A 19,846-nucleotide genomic window follows, 5' to 3' on the forward strand; every position below is an offset into this window, starting at 1 on the left:
TAAGGCCGCAAAAATAAGGGACGGGAGCCTCATGGTTCCCGTCCCGCCTATTTCGATTCAGATTTTGCCGAGCTGCTCGGACAGCTCTTTATGTTTGTTTGCGTACTTACAGACGCTATGCACGAAGGTCGCATGCGACCAAGTTAACGGAGCGACCGACATCGGGCTGCCGTTATGCGGATTAAGCTGTTCGGGCAGCAGTCCGCTTTGCAAGCTGTGGCGCGTAACCCATTGCAGCATTCGCAGTGGCTGCTCAAGCTCCTCCAGTGTGCGTGCGGACTCAATATCAAAGTCAGCCGCCCATAATGTACATATGATCCATGGATTTCCCGGCACTTTCTCAATATCGCCCGACTGCTGGAAATAATAGTCGTTTGTATAGCGGGCAATACCTCCGATTTCCGTTTTGACGCTTAAGCCGTTTTTGATCGCCTGCATCGTACGGATAACGCGTGTGTCATCAACCGGCAATACGCCAAATTCAATAATAAAATACAAGCTGCTTTCGAGCGTCATATCTTTCACCCAGCGATTGTCCCTTTGCACCAGGCCGCGGGCAAAGCGTCCGGACTCCTCATCCCATAGATGGTCCAGAATGCCTTGCCTAAGCTCCTTTGCCTTCTGCTTGTAATGGTCGCTTCTTTCGTAATCGCCAAACAAGTCGGTAAAAAAAGCCGCCGCCATCAATCCGCCGTATACGGATGCCGCCGTATAAGTCCAAATGCCGTAACGTTCCTCCCATAAATCGTAACTGGGCTTCGGCAAAGACAAAGCCGGTTCCATATAATCCCCCAGGAATGCAGCTGCTTTGCGGATGAGCTGGGCGTAGACCGATTGAGGCAGCTCAATAACCTGATTCCGGTTGTAATCTTTCCATAGCGCAAACAGGACAAGCGCCGTTTCGTCCTCCTGAATCGGAAGTCTGCGGCTGCCCTGCACGATATAAGGATGCCAGCTCGAGCCGATGGTGCCGTCGGGATTATATTTGTGATACAAGTAACCTTCCGGGATAATGCATCCGCGCAAAAATGGAAAAACGGCGAAATGACGCTTTGGTATCCGGCCATCGACATTGCATCGGCAATCAGCGCGCCGTCGCGCGGCCACATATAGCTGTAATGGTCGCGGTTGTATTGCAAAATATCGGTGTCCGTCGCGGCTACAATCGCCCCCCGCTCGTCAATCTGCGTCCGGACAAGCAGAAGGCTTTGCTTGAACATGCGGACAACCTCTTTGGGCAAGCTGCTTAAATCGGTTTCGGTCTCTGCCCGGCGCAGCCAATTTTTCCAATAGATCACGATTCGGCTGAGCAGCTTCTCCGGGTGATTATCTTGAACATAGGCATTAAGCAATTTGGCTTCTTCAAGGCTGGGCGCAACGGACATCCAGTAGTACATCGTTTTTTCGCCATGCGGCGCCAGCATCGTCCGAAAGCTGATGGTGCTGTCCACTGACCCTTGCGAGATCGTATTCCCCATCAGCATGCCGTCTTCCGCATCCCGCCAAGTCCCTTCCGCTGACTGAAACCTTTTAATCCCGGTAGAATATTGCGTAATGCCGCCTTCATCCGAAAAACCGTTAAACATAAAAAAGTTCGAACGTTTATAATGAAACAATGTCCCGTTCTCGGGATAATAAGCAGCCGTATCGCCTACCTCTGAGCCTTCGATCATCAAATCCTGGTGAAAAAAAAGCTTAAATTCCCTTGTATCCTCATGCAAATTGCGGACAACCACCCGTTTAATATAAATACATTCGCGCTGATGGATGCCGTCGTTAATGAACAGCTCGATACCAAGCCCTTCATGCCTTGCGACAACGTTAGTGACCAGTGAATCCTCGATATAGTCCAGCTCGATTTTCCATTCCGGGTCCCCCAGCCAGGAGAACACACCGCCGGCCCAAACGCCAAAACGGCAATATTGCCCGCCGACATGGTTTAATTGGCCTACATACGGATAATAAATGTCGCGTATATAACAGCGGTCGTCGAGGTTCAGCAGCAGTTTTCCATTCCCGATTACGAGATGACGGGCCATGTCTCCGTCTCCTTTCGGTGCGACGCTAATCCGTCGTAAATGCCGATATACGCCTTAGCCGACTTGTTCCAGCTGTAGTCCTCCTGCGAGCCGATCATCACAATACGCTTCCATTCCTCCTCCTTGCGATAATAGGATAAGGCTCGCCGGACCGCATCCAGCATGTCATGCGCGTTATAAGTCAAAAAGGTAAACCCGTTCCCTTCTTTTGCGGCTTCGTTATACGCTTTAACCGTATCCTTAAGCCCGCCTGTCAATCTTACAATCGGAACAGAGCCGTATCTAAGCGCAATCAGCTGGCTTAAGCCGCATGGTTCAAACTGGGACGGCATCAGGAACATATCCGAACCGGCATAAATCCGCCTTGCCAGACGGTCATTATAGCCCAGCCACACCTTCACTTGCTTCGGATGGTAGAAAGCGGCGCGGTTAAAAGCTTCCTCGTACCGGTATTCGCCGGCTCCCAGCACAACCAGCTGCACATTCTCCTGCAGTATTTCTTCCAGTACGTGAATAACAAGGTCGAATCCTTTATTTTCAACCAGCCGGGATACAATGCCAATCATCGGCGTCTGCTCGGACTCGGGAAGCCCCAGCTCCTGCTGCAGCGCCAGTTTGTTTTTCCGCTTGCGGGATAGCGAACTGCGGTATGGGGTATGCAAAGCGCTGTCATCCATCGGATTGAACAGTTCCTGATCAATGCCGTTTACAATGCCCAGCAAATCCCCCGAACGGTAACGAAGCAGCGAATCCAGTCCTTCGCCGTACCATTCTGTTTGAATTTCCTCCGCATAGGTCTCGCTGACGGTCGTAATTTTATCCGCGTACACGAGCCCTCCTTTCAAGCAATTGCCGGCTCCGTCACATTCCAGCCCTTCGGCATCCGAGCCAAGCAGCTCCTTCAGCTGTTCAAGCGGCATCTTTCCTTGGTATTTCAAATTGTGGATGGTCAGGACAGAACGAACCCCGTTCCATACCGGATCCTGTGCATACCGCATGCGAAGCAGGTATGGAATTAACGCCGTCTGCCAGTCATGGCAATGCACGATATCCGGCGCCCAATCCATATGCCGCGCCGCTTCCATAACCGCTGCAGCCAGAAACACAAACCGTTCCGGATCGTCATCGTAGCCGTAAAGGCCGCCCCGTTTAAAATAATACTCATTGTCGATCAAATAATAGACCACTCCGTCAACCTCGCCTTGCCAGATGCCGCAGTATTGATTGCGCCAGCCAAAGGAAACGTTAAACGAAGCAACAAACTGGAACAGTTCCAAATAAGCAGCGGGTATCGCCTCGTATTTCGGCAAAATCACTCTGGCATCAACGCCTCGTCCTACAAGCGCTTTTGGCAATGCTCCCGCTACGTCGGCAAGCCCGCCTGATTTAGCGAGCGGGACGGCTTCCGATACAGCAAACAACACATTCATGTCCAGTTCTCCTCTCCTATCCGATATTAAAGAACCTTCCGTTTGCCTGCCAAATACGGCAGTTCCGCGGCTCCCCGTATATCTCTGCCGGGCTGAACCGTTACATCCTTGTCCAATATCGTATGCTGTACGATGCTGTTTTCGCCGATTTCACCGTTTTGCATGATGATGCTGTTGCGCACGACCGCTCCTTTTTTGACATGGACGCCGCGGAACAAGACGCTGTTGACGACCGTCCCTTCAATGACGCAGCCATTGGCGATCAGCGAATCGCTTACCAGGGCCGACTCCAAATAACGGGCAGGCGGTTCGTCTTTTACTTTGGTATAGACAGGGCCAGGCCGGAAAAACAGCTTCCGCCAAACTTCCGGAATAAGCAAATTCATGTTGTGGTTGTAATAGCTTGCTAACGTATTCACGACTCCCAAGTACCCTTCATGCATGTATGCGGCCACATGAAGCTTGCCGAGACGCGAAAAAATAGCATGCCGGACGAGATGGTCCTGGCCTTGGGCAAGCGACGTTTCGACCAGGCTCATCAGCAGGTCTTTGCGCATCACGTACATTTCCATGGAATAAATGGAGCTGTTCATTCTGCCGTATTGCTCCTGGAAGGATGTAATCCGCCCGTCTTCGTTTATTTTCACTTTACGCGCCTTGCCGCCGGCGAGCAGGGCGTCTTTTTTGCAAATGACGGTGATGTCGGCGCCTTTAAGCTCATGAGCGGCGATTACCGGCTCGAAATCAATATTGCATACCATATGGCTGCGGGTAATGACCACATATTCAAGTGACGAACGGGTAAACAAATCGCGGTGCTGATAAAAATGGTACAAATCGCCCCGGCTCAGCTCCTGTATATCGTCGGTAGCCGGAGGCAATACAAACAGGCCGCTTTGCCGGTTGTTCAGGTCCCAATGATTGCCGGACCCTAAATGGTCCATCAGCGAACGGTATTTCGTATGTGCAAAAACAGCCACCTTCGAGATGCCCGAGTTGACCATGCTGGATAACACAAAGTCAATTAGCCGGTAACGGGCGCCAAACGGCACAGTCGCCAGGCAGCGGTTTTGCGTTAAGCGCTCCATATCGTCGGATTCATGGATCAAATTAATAACACCCATCACTTTTTGCTTCATGGCTGTTCGACCTCCTCCAGCAAATGCCCATTCGCTACATGCTCGCCAACGCCAACGACGGTAATGCTGCCGCCATGCGGATCGCCGATAATTGCCCCGGCTTCAATCTGTGCGCCTTCGCCAATAATGGCTCGATAAATGGTTGCCCCGCGCCCGATTTGAACGTTTGGCATAATAACCGAGTCGATAATTTCGCTGCCGTACCCGACTTCCACCCCGTAAAATAAAACGGAATGCTGAACGCGCCCTTCAATCATGCAGCCTTCAGAAATAAGCGAGCAATGGACCTCGCCTCCTTCCGCAATATATTGCGCGGGACGGTTCGGGTTAACGGAATAAATCCGCCAGTCGCCGCCGGATAAGTCAAGAGACGGCTGTTCTTTCAGCAAATCCATATTGGCTTCCCATAAGCTTTCGATCGTGCCGACATCTTTCCAGTACCCTTGATACCTATAAGAAAACATCCGGATGCCTTCCTGCAGCATCAGCGGAATGATATCTTTTCCAAAATCGTTATGGGAGGCTTTGTTCGCCTCATCGTATATCAAATAGTTCCGCAGAACCGGCCATGAGAAAATATAAACGCCCATCGAGGCCAGGTTGCTTGTCGGCGTCTTCGGTTTTTCTTCAAAAGCGGTTATCCGGTCTTCATCGTCAATATGGATCACGCCAAACCGGCTTGCTTCCGCCCAGCTAACCTCAATGCCGGCAATTGTAACATCCGCCCCTGTTTTTTTATGATGGTCGAGCATTTTTTCGTAGTCCATTTTGTAAATATGGTCGCCGGAAATGACCAGCACATAGCTCGGATCGTAACGCTCGATAAACGCCATATTCTGATAGATGGCGTTGGCCGTGCCTTTATACCAGACACCGCCTCTTTGCTTTACATAAGGCGGAAGTATCGTCATCCCGCCGTCACGCCTGTCAAGCCCCAAGGGCTGCCGATCCCTAAATAGCGGTTCAGCTCAAGCGGCTGATATTGCGTCAACACTCCAACCGTGTCGATGCCCGAATGCGCACAATTGCTAAGGGTAAAATCAATAATGCGATATTTGCCGCCAAAGTAAACGGCCGGCTTGGCTAAATCCTTCGTTAATACGCCAAGCCTCTTGCCTTCTCCTCCGGCCAGCAGCATAGCGATCATTTCTTTTCGGGCCATAGACTCCAACTCCTTATTTCATTGTGAGTTCCCCGTAAAACCAGGATGAAGCGGGCAGGATGAGAGGGATTAAAGCGTTTTTTGATGGATGGCGCCATGCCATATGACATAACCATGACGCTGCATGCCCATATGAGCATGAGGAGTTCGGGACAGAAAATAACGTACAGCAAACATAACCACGATACATTGATGTCAGTTTCCTGGAGAGATTGCAAAACCGTTAAATCCGATGTGTGTAGTAGATTAGAAGTGGCGACGCTGAAGATCATACATGCTGCACATGATGGGTAAAAAGCTTGCGAGTGGGGATAAATCAAGGAAAATCGAATGTGCTTCCAAGATGTCCGCTGCAGGAAAAAAAGGCTCCCTGCAGCACATATCCAATAGAATTAGCATTAGGTGTAAAGCTAACAAAAGCACATCATTCGAAGTTAACTCCATTATACATGGTCTATTGAAAAAATGACACCCTGTTTTCATATTTACGATACATCCAATGTTATAATAGATGACACAATTCGAAGTTAATCGCGGAGAACAGACACGCGGTGGATATAGTAGTGCTTAGGGCATAGTCCTTTTGATGTTGCTTTGCGATCGCAATTCACCCAAGTGCATGGTCTTTCCAGCTTGGTTCTGCGGGGCAATACGATATTCGGGTCGCCGTGCCGGCGCATGCGCTGATGATGCATGGAACATAAACCTTTCGCTTTAACCCGCTTTAAGCAATCTTGAATGTTGCAATAATCCATGTTGACTGACCCCTTTGTCCAAAATCGCCAAGCCGATCTTTGAAAGCGTGGCATACCATCCCTAAACCGAAATTAACGGCGTCAACTCACCTGTATAATAAACATGAAGCTCATGCATCGCTCTTGTACAAGCTGTGTAGAACAGCTTTCGTTCGCTTTCCCGGCCGTATACTTCCTGCGACGCGTTAAAAATGGCGACAGCGTCAAACTCAACGCCTTTGGCCAAATAAGACGGAATGACAACGATCCCTTGCTCGAACGTAACCGTTTCTTTCTCCACCAGGCGAACCTCCATGCCCGTCTCACGCAGCATGCCGGCTGCCGCCTTTGCTTCGGCCGCTGTTTTGCATATGACAGCCAAGGCGTTCAATCCTTGCGCTTTCCATCCCCGCAAGCTGCCGCTAACCTTCCGCACCAGCTCCTCGGCGCTGCAAGCCTGCGCAACCAGCGGCTGCTCGCCATCGCGGTTAAATGGAATAATACGGCTGCCGCCCGGAATCATCCGGCTCGTAAATTCAACTATAGGCCTTGTCGAACGGTAGCTCCGCGCCAGCACGACCGTTTCCATTTCTTCATAGCCGTACAGCCCTTTAAGCATCGCGAAGCTGTCCATCGGTTCGGCATGTGCGAATATCGCCTGATTCAAATCGCCAAGCACCGTCATTTTGGCCCGGGGGAATATCCGCTTCAGATAATGAAATTGAAACGCGGAGTAGTCCTGCGCTTCGTCAATAAAAACATGCTGGACTTGCGTGTTCGTATGGAACCCTTCCAGCAGCTCCTTCAAATACAGCAGCGGAGTTGCGTCTTCATAATAAAGCTCGCCATTCTCCAGCTTGGCAGAAGTGATTGTGCATATATCCGCCCATTCCGCAGGCAGCTGCTCCTGTCCGTCTGCTGTCCAGTGCGGCTTTTCGAACAATGCCCGGTACATTTTGGGTATATCCAAAAACCGGTACCTCTTCACGCTGCTGCGCAGCTTTTTAAATTTTTGCTGGACAAGCATGGAAGCAAGCATTTCCTTCTCGCGCTCAAAATCATCAAACGATTCGGAGGTAAACCCTTTTTTCCTCATCAGCTCGTTATAAGCGTGAATGTACTGTTCCTTATCCATCAGCTCGATTTCTTCTTCCACCCAGCTTTTTTTTCGTTCCAGCTTGCCAAGCGCAGTAAGTTCCTTAAGCATCCATTCCGACAGCAGTTTCAAGCGGTTTGCAATAGACAACGTCCGGTCAAGCTCGTAAAATCGCCGGGACATCTCTTCCGATGAAATAAGCACGCTGCCGCGGAACCGGATCGGCCGGAACTTGATGCCCGCTTCGCCAAGCGATTTGGCATAACGCTCGATTATTCGCATGAACGGCACATCCGACTTAAAACGGATGGCGGCTACACGAGCCTCATATTGGCTGTCAGCCATGCCGCTAAGCGTATACTCCATCTGCGTGAACGGATCCTCCAGCTCGAATGAGCGGCCGAGCCGATGCTCCAAATAGTGCTGGTAGGTTGTTTGCTGCATGTTTTCTTCGCCCAGCTCCGGCAATACTGTCGCAACGTAGCTGTTAAACATCGGATTCGGCGAAAACAATACGATCTGATCAGCCGCCAGCTGTCCGCGGTACCGGTACAGCAAATAAGCGGCACGCTGCAAAGCGGCAGAAGTTTTGCCGCTTCCCGCAGCCCCTTGCACAACCAATAACCGGGCTCTTTCATTGCGGATAATCGTATTCTGCTCTTGCTGGATCGTCGCAACAATCCCTTTCATCTGTGCGTCGGAGTGGCGTCCCAGCACCTCCTGCAGCACTTCGTCTCCAATCGTAACGCCAATTTCAAACATGCTTCTAATCCGCCCGCCGCGAATGACAAACTGGCGTTTTAGCGTCATTTCCCCTTCGATGGTGCCAACCGGCGTCTTATATTGGGCAGGGCCGGGCGAATAGTCGTAATACAAGCTGGATACCGGCGCGCGCCAGTCATAGATCAAATATTGTTCTTCATTCTCATCCAGCAGCGAACCAATCCCTAAGTATACTTGCTCGGCTTGTGTTTCGCCGTTTTCTTTAAAGTCAATCCGTCCAAAATACGGCGACTGCTCCAGTTTTCTCATCGTAAGCAGCTGCTTGCGCGCGTGCCTGTGGCTGTGCTCCCGTTCAAACAGCACTTCTGCCTGCTGCTTTAAGCTCGCCGCCGTTTCCGCCGCTTCCGCCGAATCTTCGAAGTTTACCGTGACGTCATCCCAGAAATCTCTCCGGATTTCGACAACGTCTCCGCGCTTGTCGCCGACCTGCTCCTGCAACGTTTCGATTTTTCGCTTAATATGGGCGGTTACACGGTCAACACGCTGCTGCTCGATCTGCTGTTCGTCTTGCATTTCCATATTTGATACTCCTTTACCTGATGATCGTTCCGGTCGAAACCGGCGCCCAGCCTCCGCTCATAAAAAGGATGCTTTCACATTTTATCACCAACGGAACGCAAATGGAAACGAAGAATGTTGGCATATGATTGCCCATTTTGGCCATTGCTTATATAATGACAAAGGTGTATAGCCAAGTAGTCCGGCATCCTTTAGCCCGGGCCGCGGTTCGAAACTTCCCGCGTTATCAAAACTAGGAGGAGAAAAATGTTTAATTTATGGTTTGGCGCTTTATTTATGCTTGTTCACTTTAGTTTGTTTTTACTCGGTTACCGTCTGTTCGGGCGTGTCGGCGTGTACGCTTGGATCGGAATGGCGACGGTACTGGCCAATATTCAGGTCGTCAAAACCATCGACATCTACGGGATTGTGCTTACGCTTGGCAATACGATGTACGGCACGATTTATTTGGCTTCCGACCTGCTGAATGAGAAATACGGAAAAAAAGAAGCGAAAAAAGCTGTCTGGTTCGGATTCTTTACGTTGATTGCTTCCACGGTCATTATGCAAATGGCGCTGCGCTTCAATCCGCAGGCGGATGAGCTTGCGCTGGCCAACAATGATGCTATGCATCAGCTGTTTGGCTTAATGCCGCGTATCGCTTTAGGAAGCTTATGCGCTTATTTTATAAGCCAGTTTCTGGATGTACGCATTTATTCGCTGCTCAAAAAAACGTTCCCGAAACCCGGCCAGCTTTGGATTCGGAATAACGGCAGCACCGTCGTAAGCCAGCTTGTTGACACGTTTGTGTTTACAACGATTGCGTTTGCTTACTTCTACGACTGGCAGACATGGCTGTCCGTCTTTATTACAACTTATCTGATCAAATTTCTCGTGTCGATCTGTTCAACACCGTTTCTGTATGCGGCGAGAAACTTTACGTTCAAAGACGACAACGAACAAGCCGCTTCGCAATGAGTATAAAAAAGCCTTGCCAGCGATCCGATTCCGGGATACTCCCCGGCGATCCGTTGGCAAGGCTTTTGTTTTGCCCGGGCAAGCTTCATGGCTCTGCTATTCCGCCTGCGCAAAACCGATGTTATCCAGCATTATGCGGCCCGATCCTTTTAATTGGAACGTAATGCTCGCAATATCCCAAACGTCCATTCCGTTCAGCGGAAGCCTGACCGTTTGAAATACCGGTTCATTGGACTGCTTGTATTTTCCGTTCTCCCACGTATTTTCCAGCAGCCGCGGAAGCTTGGCATACGTAACGAATACCGGGCCGGCCGGTTTGATCAGCCGATCCAGCGGCACAGATTCCGTACGGCCGTCCGCCGCCGTCACCTTGATTACCAGATCCGACGCTTGGAATGAGTAACCGGCCGGATTTGGATCCTGATCGCGGGCGAGATCGGCCATCGCAAATGTGAACGCCGCCCCTCCTTCATGGAGAGAGCGGGTAAGCCGCTTTACTTCCCATGAATCCAGCGTAAGCGTATATTCCGCTTCACGGCTGCCGTCCCATTCCAGCACAACGCCTCGGGTTCCTTTTGCATTCCGGCTTCTGTCCAGCGCATCCGCTTCTTCCCAATCCGTGAACCCCGTTCCGGCCGCCGTTCCCATCCGGATGGTCGATAGATCCCGATCTTCGTCATAATCCGCTGCCGAGACAAACGAATCGTCTTCATATTGGTTCACATACGCCGTAGAAGCAGGAAGCCATGCGCTGCCGTTCCGGTAATCCTGGAACAGCGGCTTATACGCCTTGTCCCCTTTCAATGTCGTATCCAAGAAAGCGGATATATACACTTTCGCAACCTCGCGCTGGTCTTCGCCATTCATCAGCCGGCGCAAATTGAGCAGCAGCCCGCCTGGCGGAACTTCGTCCATTGATCCCCAGGAAGTATTGAACTGGCCATGGTTCGCATTCGTCAAATAAATCGACGATTTGAACCCGCCGCTTGAAGGCGTAAAACGTGTGCGGATATATTGCTGATCGCCATAAAAGTCATTCACATCGGCATCTCTGGCCCCTTGCAGCGTTAAAAAGTTAACATTAACAAGCTCGGCTTTCCGGCCGTCGACTTCCCGATCGGTAGGCGCTATCGCCACAACGGACCGGATTCGTACCCCGCCCAGCTGCAGCGACCCGTCGCCTGCAAACCATTTATCCTTATCCGCTGCCATCGACACCGCTTGCCCGCCGCGCGAATGGCCGATTAGCGCCACATTGTCCCAATCCACTTTGCCGTAAAAAGGACTGCCTGCTTCCCCGCTGAACCCTTTCAGCTGCTGCAAATGTTTCAGCAGCATCCAAGCGCGGACTTTCATGTCATTGTCGGGGATATCCGACCAGGCGGAATAATTCAAAAAGTTTTCATCAACCGAAACGGCGATATATCCTCTGCTGGCCAGAAGTTGGCCGATATAGGCATAACCATCGTCCGAGAAATCTTCCATGATATGATTGCCATGGACAATCAGCACAAGCGGGTACGGACCGCTGCCTTCCGGCATCCACACCCGGCCGTTGACCGGAAGCTGCTTCTGGTCGAATCCCCAGAACAGCTTTTTCAGCCAAGGCCATTTCGAAATATAAGCGGAGGCATCCACCGGTTCCGTTACGATCTTCGCATGGCTGCCAAAATCGCTTCGGTGACGATCCGTTCCGCTGCCGTATGCCCATTCCTCGTAGAGGTATGGCCCCATATCCGCCGGATTGCCCGCTTGGATCGGTGCTGGCCCGGCCGCTATTGCACCGGCTTCCGCCAAGGTAAGATGCTGCGCCCCTCCAGGCGGCCATGCGATGACAGCTGCAAGCACAAGCGCCGCGCCGGCTGCAGCTAATATCATTGTGCTGCGCGAGCTGCGGATCAAATGGCGCCTCATCGTGTAGATCAGCATGCCGGCAAGGGCAGCAGCAAAAGTTAGAGCAGCTGCGATAACCAAACCGCTGACCCATGTCAAATTGGCGTAATAACCAAACCCAAACAATATACCGGCCGTATACAAGGCATGCGCTGCGAAACGGCGAGACACCGGAATATAAAGCGCAGAAAAAATAATAGCTAAGACATTCCCGGCCAGCCATTGGCACAGCAGCTGCAGCAGACCGGCAAGCAGCAGATCGGCAGCCGGTCCAAGCCCGGTAGGCGAGCTGAGAATCGCAATCCAGACGACCGTCATTCCAAGCGCCGCCATTGCAGCTGTGCCGGCTTGCCAGTAGCGGCCGTTATAAGCGTTGCGGGCTGCAAACCTATTGCGTAGCCAGCCCCCGATTTTACGCCGCCTGTTTGTCCGGCTGTTAACCGTCAGCGGCTGGCCGGGGGAAGCGGCTGCGGTATTAACCTCGTTTGACATAAAGCCAATGTCTTCCGTCTTTTTGTTCTATTTCTACCGGCACATCAAAAAACCGGCTCATCCGGCCAGAAGTTAATACGTCTTTCGTTTGCCCCGCTTCATATACTTCGCCCTTTTTAATAAGCAAGGTGTGGCTGAATACAGGCAAAATTTCCTCAACATGATGTGTGACGTAAACAATGGTTGGAGCATCAGGCTGAGCTGCAACCGAATGGATCATGCCTAACAGCTGTTCTCTGGCAAAAATATCGAGGCCGGTGCACGGCTCATCCAAAATAAGCAGCGATGGCTTGGCCATCAGCGCTCTTGCAATTAATATCCGCTGTCTTTCTCCTTGCGACATCGTCTGATAGGTGCGGTTTTTCAGGAAGCTGCAGCCTAACTGATCCATAATCGCTTCAGCCTGCAATTCATCGGATTCTTCAATTTGCTCGTATAGCCCAATGGAAGCAAACTTGCCGCTCAGCGCAATTTTCAAGCCCGTCTCGCTGCCGTACAGCTTTTGCTGAAGGGCGGTGCTGACCCAGCCGATTTTTTTGCGCAGCTCCCGCAGGTCGGTCTCGCCAAACTTGTTGCCCAATATGCTGATTTCGCCCCGGGTCGGCCATATATATCCGTTAATCATGTTTAATAACGTTGTTTTGCCGGATCCGTTTAAGCCTAGCAGACACCAATGCTCACCAGGCTGTACCTGCCAGTTCATTTCCTTTAATATCGTATTCTCTCCGCGCTCCCAGCTCACATTGCGTATATCAATAACCAAGGCGACCGCCCCTCTCTGTTATTACTGACTCTAGCACTCTACTAAATTATAGGCAACTAGAGAAAGGCGGGCAACCTTTTGAACATTTAACCAGCGCCAGCGCACAAAAAAAAACGCCGCCTATTATAGAATAGGACGGCGTCTTATAACGGCAATTCCTTTTTGTGCGCAATTCAGCCCCGTTAAGTTACGGCGTAATAAAAAGGAATAATTACAAGGTAAACCGCTGCCGCAATCAGCCCGATTGCCATTGACCATGCTCCCATTCTGCGGGCGCCTTGCGTATAAGCGATGAATCCTAATACAGCAGACGTAATTCCCAGAAGAACCGGCCATACGAACCACGAAACGGCGGCAAATACCAGTGCAACCCAGCCAAGCGAATAGCCGGCCGGCCTTGAGATCGGCGAGTCATCGGAACTTTGCTCCGTTCTTGCCCGATGGGCATATCCCCCTGCGGCAAAATCGGCCCCCATTTCCTCATTAAAATCGCGGTTCAGTTCTTTTAAATGCTGTTCCCGGTTTTGCTTGTCTTTCCCTTCATCCTCGTAACGATGCACATCCATCACTCCTTTGGCTTGAAGGTAAAGCAGCAGGTTGCCGATGATTTCAACGCCTGATCCTGATGCTGCAAGCCTAAATCGTCAGATGCAAACTCCTCATAAAAATGCTGATCGGCGTGCTGATCAATATCAACCGATATTTTGTCAGCAGAACAAGCATTTCCTTCTTTCCAAAACGTGCAATTCGATACACTGCAGGATACTCCTTGCGGCATAATGGCAAACCTCCTATGGGGCGTATCGTCATGTTGGAGTCGTCTGCCGTAAACGAACAAACGCCTCCGTCATCAAGTTTCCCTGAGCGGAGGCGTTTCATTCTGTTTATTTTTGGCCTTGCATCCGTCGCTGCGTCAAATAATCGCTTTCGTAATAAGACAGCTCGTCACGAAGTTCTTCGTATACTTTGGATAACGAAAGAACGATGTCACGGGCATCACGGACCGGCTTCCGGCGGAACCGGATGGCATCCTGGCCAGTATATGCATAACGGCCGTCTTCCGAGTAACATTCATTTTTAGGATAAAAATAAGAATTCACGCATTGGTGGTACACTTCGTACAAAGCGCGTTCAGCGAAATCCACATCGAAGTTAGGGCGGCGAAGCAGAACGCCGAGCTTCTCAACGGATACTTCCGTAAACACCAGCAGATGTCTTAGATCGGACAATAAGCCTTTATAAAACAAGGTGGTATCTTCGCTGTTGTCCTCGCCAGCCAACAGACCTACCGTATGGGAGTTCAAAAACGGCTCCAATACAGAAATCGCTTCTTTAAGCTTAGCTTGAGTATTTTCGCTTAACGCTTTGACATTCGCAGGCATAGGTGATAGATCTCCTTTCATTCATCACGACAAAAAAACTTTAGGCATCAACATCGTACCACAAATTACTGGGAAGTGGTACTGGCGTTTCACGCTTTTGCTTCGCATATTTTGCGGATGACTTTCGGAACCTACTCCTATACCATCAGTTTCGCTGACAATGGAGGTTAAAACCAAGATGCGTAAAAAATGGGTCGGTATTTTCGCCGCTCTTGCTGTAGCCGCAATGCTTATTCCGGCTATTCCGTTTTTTTTGCCCAAAGGCACTCCCCCTTCGCCTGCTCCCGCTCCTGCTGTGCCAAGAGCAGCGAGCTTAAGCGGCCATCAGGAGAAGATGCGCAAACTTGCTGATGTAAATCAGGATATGAAAGCGACCGCTTTTCTTTGCGTAACGGAATGCTCCAAAGATTTCAAAAACTTGCTTAACACTTCGGCGGCAACCGATCAAGCGAAGCAGCTTAAGCTGAAATCGCTGATGGATGGACATCATCATATGCAACAGCTGACATGGATCGCCGGTGAGCGCAAATTGTCCAAGGGCTCGCTGCCGGACACCAGCAACGGATTGGCTCAAACCTATGCTGCTGAAGGCGCGAAACGTGTAAAAGCAGGGCAAAAGTATGAATCGCCGGCTTTTACGGATAACAAAGGCAGCCGTTATATCGTCTTGGGCGTACCGAAAGAAAACCATAAAGGAGTTGGCATCGTAGGGGTCATCCGCCAAGATATCGTCACGCAGGTGGAACGCCATCAGAAAAGGAATTTAAGGCTTGTGCCGTATCCGGCTGAAGGCCGCTACCGCGTTGAGTCGGTTAAGCCAAACTCCATGGAGGACACCACGGTCAAAACCGGCGAAGATAATGGAAACGCAAGCCATTACCATACGCGTGAAGTCGTTGTTCATTTTAAAACCGACCCTTCGAACAGCGAGATGGATAAAATCCAGAAGCATATCCATGCCGTATCGGTGAACCATATCGGGGATGTATATATATTCCGGTCCTCCGATGTAGATGCTGAAGATATGATGAACTATTTCCGCAAAACATGGAAAACCGAATATGTAGAACCTCATTACCTGTATATGACAAATGCGGCAGCAGCGGACAGCTTTACGCCAAACGATCCGCTTTATTCGCAATATCAGTGGAATTTACCGTCCATTGAAGCGGAAAAAGGGTGGAAATCAACGAAAGGCAGCGATCGGGTCATTGTGGCCGTCATTGATACCGGCGTACAAGCGGATCATCCCGATTTGCAGGGCAAACTGCTGAAAGGAACAAACTTTGTTAATCCGGATGCCGCTCCAGACGATGATGTCGGCCATGGGACGCATGTCTCCGGTATTATTGGAGCTGATGTCAATAATGGCGAAGGGGTTGCCGGCTTATCCTGGTATAACAAAATATTGCCGGTGAAAGTGCTTGACAGCACCGGAGCGGGTTCCACCTATTCGGTGGCGCAAGGCATCATTTGGGCGACCGACCATGGCGCCAAAGTGATCAATATGAGCCTCGGCAACTATGCGGAAGCCGACTTTTTGCATGATGCGATCAAATATGCATACGAACGCGACGTTGTGCTTATAGCAGCGAGCGGCAACGACAATACGGACAGGCCGGGTTATCCGGCGGCTTACCCGGAAGTGTTTGCCGTAGCGGCAACTGACGCCCATCATCAAAAAGCGTCTTTCTCCAATTACGGCAACTATATCGACGTCGCCGCACCGGGCGACAGCATTGCCAGTACGTATCCAGGCGGGCAATATGCCGCATTATCGGGTACGTCGATGGCCAGTCCGCATGTGGCTGCCCTTGCAGGGCTGATCCGTTCCCTCAATCCGGCTCTTACCAATGAGCAAGTTATGGACGTTATGCGCCAATCAGCCGTCGACATCGGCAACGACGGGAAAGACGATTATTACGGCTACGGTGAAATCGACGTCGCCAAAGCGCTTAAACTTGCTTCCGACTACACCACGACACTGCTTGATTATCCCAGCGAAGTGAAACGGCGCCTGGAAGCGATCAAACAGCAGTATGACGGAGAAACCTTATAAAGGGCCATTAAAAAAGGAGCATCCTTGGCGGGATGCTCCTTATTCATGCTTATTTGTTTGTTTTACGTATAAAAGCCGTTTGGAAAGTTTGCCGTAAGCCGGGTTCTGTACTTCAAGTGGTTCTGACGGGAACGACCCTCCCACCGTTAAGCGACAATCATCTATCTAGGCCATCCATTGCTGGACAGCTCAAGCGACACACCCGAACGCGCCTCGGGCAAAGGCTGCGGCGCAAAGCCGCTGCGTTCTCTTGGTCTTGCTCCAGATGGGGTTTACCAGGAATATAGTCACCCATACTCCTCGTGGTCTCTTACACCACGGTTCCATCCTTGCCTGATCCGGCGTAAGCCGGCCATCGGCGGTCCATTTCTGTGGCACTATCCTTCAGCTCGCGCTGACTGGACGTTATCCAGCATCCTGCCCTGTGGAGCCCGGACTTTCCTCTCGCGGCAACAAGGCCGCCAGCGATTGTCTGTCAAACTTTCCATGTACTCGAATAAGTATACTAGCAAACAGGCTAAATCTCAAGCCTGGAATGACTGACAAAAGACCCTTGCTTACTCATTGTTTACACAAATCGGAAAGGCTCCGTATGAACAGCGGAAGCAGACGCTTCCGTTTCATATTTTCGTGCGGCCAGCTGCTCATTCAGCCAGCCGGCTACTTTGGCTTTCATTATTTTCTCCGCATTATGGCCGGGATCAATGATCGTGAAACCCGCTTCGACTGCGTCTACCGCCGTATGATAGTCGATATCGCCGGTGATCAGCACATCCGCGCCGGCAAACATGGCGTGGCGCACATATCGCGCCCCCGATCCGCCAAGCACCGCCGCTTTTTTGATGACACGCTGCGGGTCGCCTACCACACGCAATGCAGGCACATCAAACGCCTGCTTCACTCGTTCACACAACTTCTCCAGCGTAATTGGTTCGGCAAGCTTTCCGACGCGGCCAAGCCCAAACGAACGTCCCTTCAAATCCATCGCATACAAGTCATAAGCCACTTCTTCATAAGGATGGGCTTTCAGCATCGCTTGGATGACTTTGCGGTGAATGCTGTGCGGAACAATCGTTTCAATTCGTATTTCCGCCGCCCGTTCCAGCTGGCCTTGCTTGCCGATAAACGGATTCGTATGGTCCCCGGGTAAAAATGTGCCCGTGCCTTCCGTATTAAAGCTGCAATGGCTGTAGTCTCCGATATGCCCGGCGCCAGCCTGGAACAAGGCTTGCAGCACTGCTTCATGATGCGACTTGGGCACAAATACGGCCAGCTTATACAGCTTATCCGTATGCACCTCTTCGAGAGAGTCGCGTTTATCCGGCACAATCCCTACCAGGTCGGCCATCCAGTCGTTCATGCCTCCGTCAGCCGTATCCAAATTCGTATGGGCGATATAGACGGCTATATCATGCTTGATCAGCTTCTCGTACAGCCGGCCTGCCGGCGTCGATGTATCCAGCTTGGCAAGCGGCCGGTAAATAATCGCATGGTGGGCAATAATCAAATCCGCTCCTGCGGCAATCGCTTCATCAGCAACCGCTTCCGTTACATCCAGGGCGACGAGAACTTTTTTCACTTCTTTATTTAACGTACCGAGCTGGAGGCCGATTTTATCATTTTCCACAGCATAATGTTTTGGCGCCAGCTGTTCGATCAGCTGAATGACGGTTTGTCCGTTTGCAAACATTGCAGCACCTCCTGAATCGCATCCATTTCCGATTTAAATTGTTGCAGTTTTTCTTCCGCTCCCGGCTGCTCTGCAAGCGCAAGCTGGGCCGTAACCCGCTCCAGCTTAGCCAATTCGCTTTTCCACTTTTTGAAAAAAACAGCGTTTGGCTTACGCAGCAAATACGGGCCCATTTTCAATAATAGACGTTGCTTGGAAGGCGCAGCCGCGTTAACTTGTAAAAACCCGGCATCATAAATATCCGGCGTTTCCTTGATTTGATCCGGGCTCAGCCTTACAGCGTGCAGCAGCTCGTATATTTTGCCGTCTTCCTCCATAATAAGCTCTTCTGCCAAATGCCAGCCACGCTGCACAAGCCATTGCCGAACAAGCTCCTCGCCGATATTCGGCTGCAGCACGAGCTCCCGTACGCCTTCCAGCTTGCCGGCCTGAAAGCCTTCTTCCAGAATATCCTTCATTAAACTGCCGCCCATGCCGGCAATGGTAACCGTGTCCGCTTCACCTGGCTGCAATACGGCCAGCCCGTTGCCTTGCCGGACCTCGATTTTGGCGGATAAGCCGGCTGCAGCCACCTGTTTGCGTGCGGCCAGCAGCGGCCCTGTATTCAGCTCGCCGGCAATCGCCGACGGCGACTTGCCCGACTGAACCAGATATACCGGCAGCAGCGCATGATCCGAGCCGATATCCGCTACACGCGATCCTTCCGTTACATATTGGGCAATATTTTGTAATCGACTTGATAATTTCAACATTAAGCCACCCACACCATCCATTGTTTTCGAAGAAAGAACAGCAAACCGCCGCCTGCAGCAATTTTACCGATCAGTTGAAGCTGAAGCCACGCTGTTTCTTTCAAAAAGAGCATTTGATATATTTCGGGCATAAACCATAAGCCGGCGCAAACGACAAACAGAACTGCCGACACCTGTTTCGTGTAACGGTGGAAAAACCAGCTGCACCAGCCAAACAAGCAGCATACCGGCAGCCAGTACAGCTGCGCTTCATACCAGGAGCTGCCCGATGCATAACGGTCAAGTATGAGCGCGTATACAAAGGCTGCGGCTATCCAGCCGCAGGCGTGCAGCGCCGGTATTTTGGCGGCAATTCCGTAAACAATCCATAAACACGCACAGCCAAGGATCAGCCAAAGCTGATTGTGCCAAGTGTCATACCCAAACGTTCCTAGCATATACAAACCGCCGCCTAATAAAACAAGCATTGCAATACCTACCATGCTTAACCCTACGGCTTCCTGTCTGCTGCGAATGCGTCCGCCGAATCCGATTAAGGCGGCTGCGGAAATAACGATAACCGCTATTTGCAATGCAGGAGGAAAAGCGTTAAAATAAAGCACAACAAAGGAAATTAAGGTAAAAATTCCAATTGTAAGAAGCCATTGTTTGCCGGTTGCTTTTTGGACCGCAGCAGCCGCTTTGCCGATATGTACTTTGGACAGCCGGTTTGGAAGCTCCTCGTCCTGATTCTGATTCCGGTACAGATTAAGCAGAAAATCGCAATACTGGTCTGGCAGAAGTTTGTTTCTGCGCCAATACGCAATTTCCGCAATAATCGTTTGCCTGCGCTCTTCGTTCATAGCTGAATTCGTTCCTTCCGAAATGAATATAAGCTTGTATGCGCGGCTTAAGGTGATAACCATAAAAACAGCCGCTATGTGGAAAAAAGACCTTTACTGCAGACGCAGAAAGGT

General features: G+C 50.9%; 13 protein-coding genes, 1 other RNA gene and 2 pseudogenes. 2 read left to right on the forward strand and 14 right to left on the reverse strand.

The window, feature by feature from the left end:
• Nucleotides 1-57: 57 nt before the first annotated feature.
• The 5 genes and pseudogenes from ET464_RS07540 to helD all read right to left on the reverse strand — a co-directional run bounded on the left by ET464_RS07540 (nucleotide 58) and on the right by helD (nucleotide 8,902).
• A pseudogene (locus ET464_RS07540) lies at nucleotides 58-2,039 on the reverse strand (glycoside hydrolase family 15 protein).
• The gene (gene glgA, locus ET464_RS07545; protein WP_129439699.1) at nucleotides 2,021-3,469 is read right to left on the reverse strand and encodes a glycogen synthase GlgA; all 1,449 of its coding nucleotides are present in this window, start codon (nucleotides 3,467-3,469) and stop codon (nucleotides 2,021-2,023) included. The pseudogene ET464_RS07540 and the gene glgA overlap by 19 nt, the downstream one beginning before the upstream one ends.
• Before the next feature lie 26 nt (nucleotides 3,470-3,495).
• Nucleotides 3,496-4,608 carry a glucose-1-phosphate adenylyltransferase subunit GlgD gene (glgD, locus tag ET464_RS07550; RefSeq protein WP_129439701.1) on the reverse strand — a complete coding sequence of 371 codons (1,113 nt, stop codon included), beginning with the start codon at nucleotides 4,606-4,608 and terminating at the stop codon, nucleotides 3,496-3,498.
• A pseudogene (locus ET464_RS07555) lies at nucleotides 4,605-5,770 on the reverse strand (glucose-1-phosphate adenylyltransferase). Before ET464_RS07555 ends, glgD begins: the two are co-directional and overlap by 4 nt.
• Nucleotides 5,771-6,586: 816 nt before the next feature.
• On the reverse strand, nucleotides 6,587-8,902 hold the full coding sequence (gene helD / locus ET464_RS07565; protein WP_165279940.1) for an RNA polymerase recycling motor HelD: 2,316 nt from the start codon (nucleotides 8,900-8,902) through the stop codon (nucleotides 6,587-6,589).
• Nucleotides 8,903-9,148: 246 nt separating this feature from the next.
• Between helD and ET464_RS07570 the strand changes: the two genes are divergently transcribed.
• A complete protein-coding gene (locus ET464_RS07570; protein ID WP_129439705.1) occupies nucleotides 9,149-9,859 on the forward strand; it encodes a queuosine precursor transporter in 711 nt (236 codons plus the stop codon).
• 96 nt (nucleotides 9,860-9,955) lie between these two features.
• Here ET464_RS07570 and ET464_RS07575 read toward each other — a convergent pair whose 3' ends face one another.
• From ET464_RS07575 to ET464_RS07595, 5 genes are all read right to left on the reverse strand, one after another.
• A complete protein-coding gene (locus ET464_RS07575; RefSeq protein ID WP_129439707.1) occupies nucleotides 9,956-12,244 on the reverse strand; it encodes an alpha/beta hydrolase family protein in 2,289 nt (762 codons plus the stop codon).
• Nucleotides 12,228-13,007: an ABC transporter ATP-binding protein gene (locus ET464_RS07580; RefSeq protein ID WP_129439709.1), complete on the reverse strand. Its 780-nt coding sequence runs from the start codon at nucleotides 13,005-13,007 to the stop codon at nucleotides 12,228-12,230. The genes ET464_RS07575 and ET464_RS07580 overlap by 17 nt, the downstream gene beginning before the upstream one ends.
• Before the next feature lie 182 nt (nucleotides 13,008-13,189).
• Nucleotides 13,190-13,567 (reverse strand): DUF4190 domain-containing protein, encoded by a 378-nt coding sequence (locus ET464_RS07585; RefSeq protein ID WP_165279941.1) that lies wholly within the window; start codon nucleotides 13,565-13,567, stop codon nucleotides 13,190-13,192.
• 5 nt (nucleotides 13,568-13,572) lie between these two features.
• A complete protein-coding gene (locus ET464_RS07590; protein WP_129439713.1) occupies nucleotides 13,573-13,785 on the reverse strand; it encodes a DUF1540 domain-containing protein in 213 nt (70 codons plus the stop codon).
• 106 nt (nucleotides 13,786-13,891) lie between these two features.
• Nucleotides 13,892-14,389 (reverse strand): YpuI family protein, encoded by a 498-nt coding sequence (locus ET464_RS07595; RefSeq protein ID WP_129439715.1) that lies wholly within the window; start codon nucleotides 14,387-14,389, stop codon nucleotides 13,892-13,894.
• A 178-nt stretch (nucleotides 14,390-14,567) separates the two neighbouring features.
• On the opposite strand from ET464_RS07595, the gene ET464_RS07600 reads away from it, so the two are divergent.
• Nucleotides 14,568-16,448, forward strand: a complete 1,881-nt coding sequence (locus tag ET464_RS07600) for a S8 family peptidase (RefSeq protein ID WP_129439717.1) — start codon at nucleotides 14,568-14,570, stop codon at nucleotides 16,446-16,448.
• A 79-nt stretch (nucleotides 16,449-16,527) separates the two neighbouring features.
• On the opposite strand, the gene rnpB is transcribed toward ET464_RS07600, so the two are convergent.
• From rnpB to ET464_RS07620, 4 genes are all read right to left on the reverse strand, one after another.
• An RNA gene (rnpB, locus tag ET464_RS07605) (RNase P RNA component class A) lies at nucleotides 16,528-16,932 on the reverse strand.
• Between the two features lie 84 nt (nucleotides 16,933-17,016).
• Entirely contained in the window at nucleotides 17,017-18,138 is a 1,122-nt protein-coding gene (locus tag ET464_RS07610) for a Nif3-like dinuclear metal center hexameric protein (protein WP_129439719.1), read from the reverse strand.
• Entirely contained in the window at nucleotides 18,105-18,890 is a 786-nt protein-coding gene (locus ET464_RS07615) for a tRNA (adenine(22)-N(1))-methyltransferase (RefSeq protein ID WP_129439721.1), read from the reverse strand. Before ET464_RS07615 ends, ET464_RS07610 begins: the two co-directional genes overlap by 34 nt.
• A complete protein-coding gene (locus ET464_RS07620) occupies nucleotides 18,890-19,732 on the reverse strand; it encodes a hypothetical protein (RefSeq protein ID WP_129439723.1) in 843 nt (280 codons plus the stop codon). Before ET464_RS07620 ends, ET464_RS07615 begins: the two co-directional genes overlap by 1 nt.
• Nucleotides 19,733-19,846: the final 114 nt, after the last annotated feature.

Origin of the sequence: Paenibacillus protaetiae (assembly GCF_004135365.1) — a bacterium.
In the GTDB taxonomy this organism is placed as follows: Bacteria; Bacillota; Bacilli; order Paenibacillales; family Paenibacillaceae; genus Paenibacillus_AP; species Paenibacillus_AP protaetiae.

Bases quoted from the DNA above. Each gene is read 5' to 3' on its own strand.
- glgA (WP_129439699.1), bottom strand. From the start codon at position 3,469: ATGAATGTGTTGTTTGCTGTATCGGAAGCCGTCCCGCTCGCTAAATCA.
- glgD (WP_129439701.1), bottom strand. From the start codon at position 4,608: ATGAAGCAAAAAGTGATGGGTGTTATTAATTTGATCCATGAATCCGAC.
- helD (WP_165279940.1), bottom strand. From the start codon at position 8,902: ATGGAAATGCAAGACGAACAGCAGATCGAGCAGCAGCGTGTTGACCGT.
- ET464_RS07570 (WP_129439705.1), top strand. From the start codon at position 9,149: ATGTTTAATTTATGGTTTGGCGCTTTATTTATGCTTGTTCACTTTAGT.
- ET464_RS07575 (WP_129439707.1), bottom strand. From the start codon at position 12,244: ATGTCAAACGAGGTTAATACCGCAGCCGCTTCCCCCGGCCAGCCGCTG.
- ET464_RS07590 (WP_129439713.1), bottom strand. From the start codon at position 13,785: ATGCCGCAAGGAGTATCCTGCAGTGTATCGAATTGCACGTTTTGGAAA.
- ET464_RS07595 (WP_129439715.1), bottom strand. From the start codon at position 14,389: ATGCCTGCGAATGTCAAAGCGTTAAGCGAAAATACTCAAGCTAAGCTT.
- ET464_RS07600 (WP_129439717.1), top strand. From the start codon at position 14,568: ATGCGTAAAAAATGGGTCGGTATTTTCGCCGCTCTTGCTGTAGCCGCA.
- ET464_RS07610 (WP_129439719.1), bottom strand. From the start codon at position 18,138: ATGTTTGCAAACGGACAAACCGTCATTCAGCTGATCGAACAGCTGGCG.
- ET464_RS07615 (WP_129439721.1), bottom strand. From the start codon at position 18,890: ATGTTGAAATTATCAAGTCGATTACAAAATATTGCCCAATATGTAACG.
- ET464_RS07620 (WP_129439723.1), bottom strand. From the start codon at position 19,732: ATGAACGAAGAGCGCAGGCAAACGATTATTGCGGAAATTGCGTATTGG.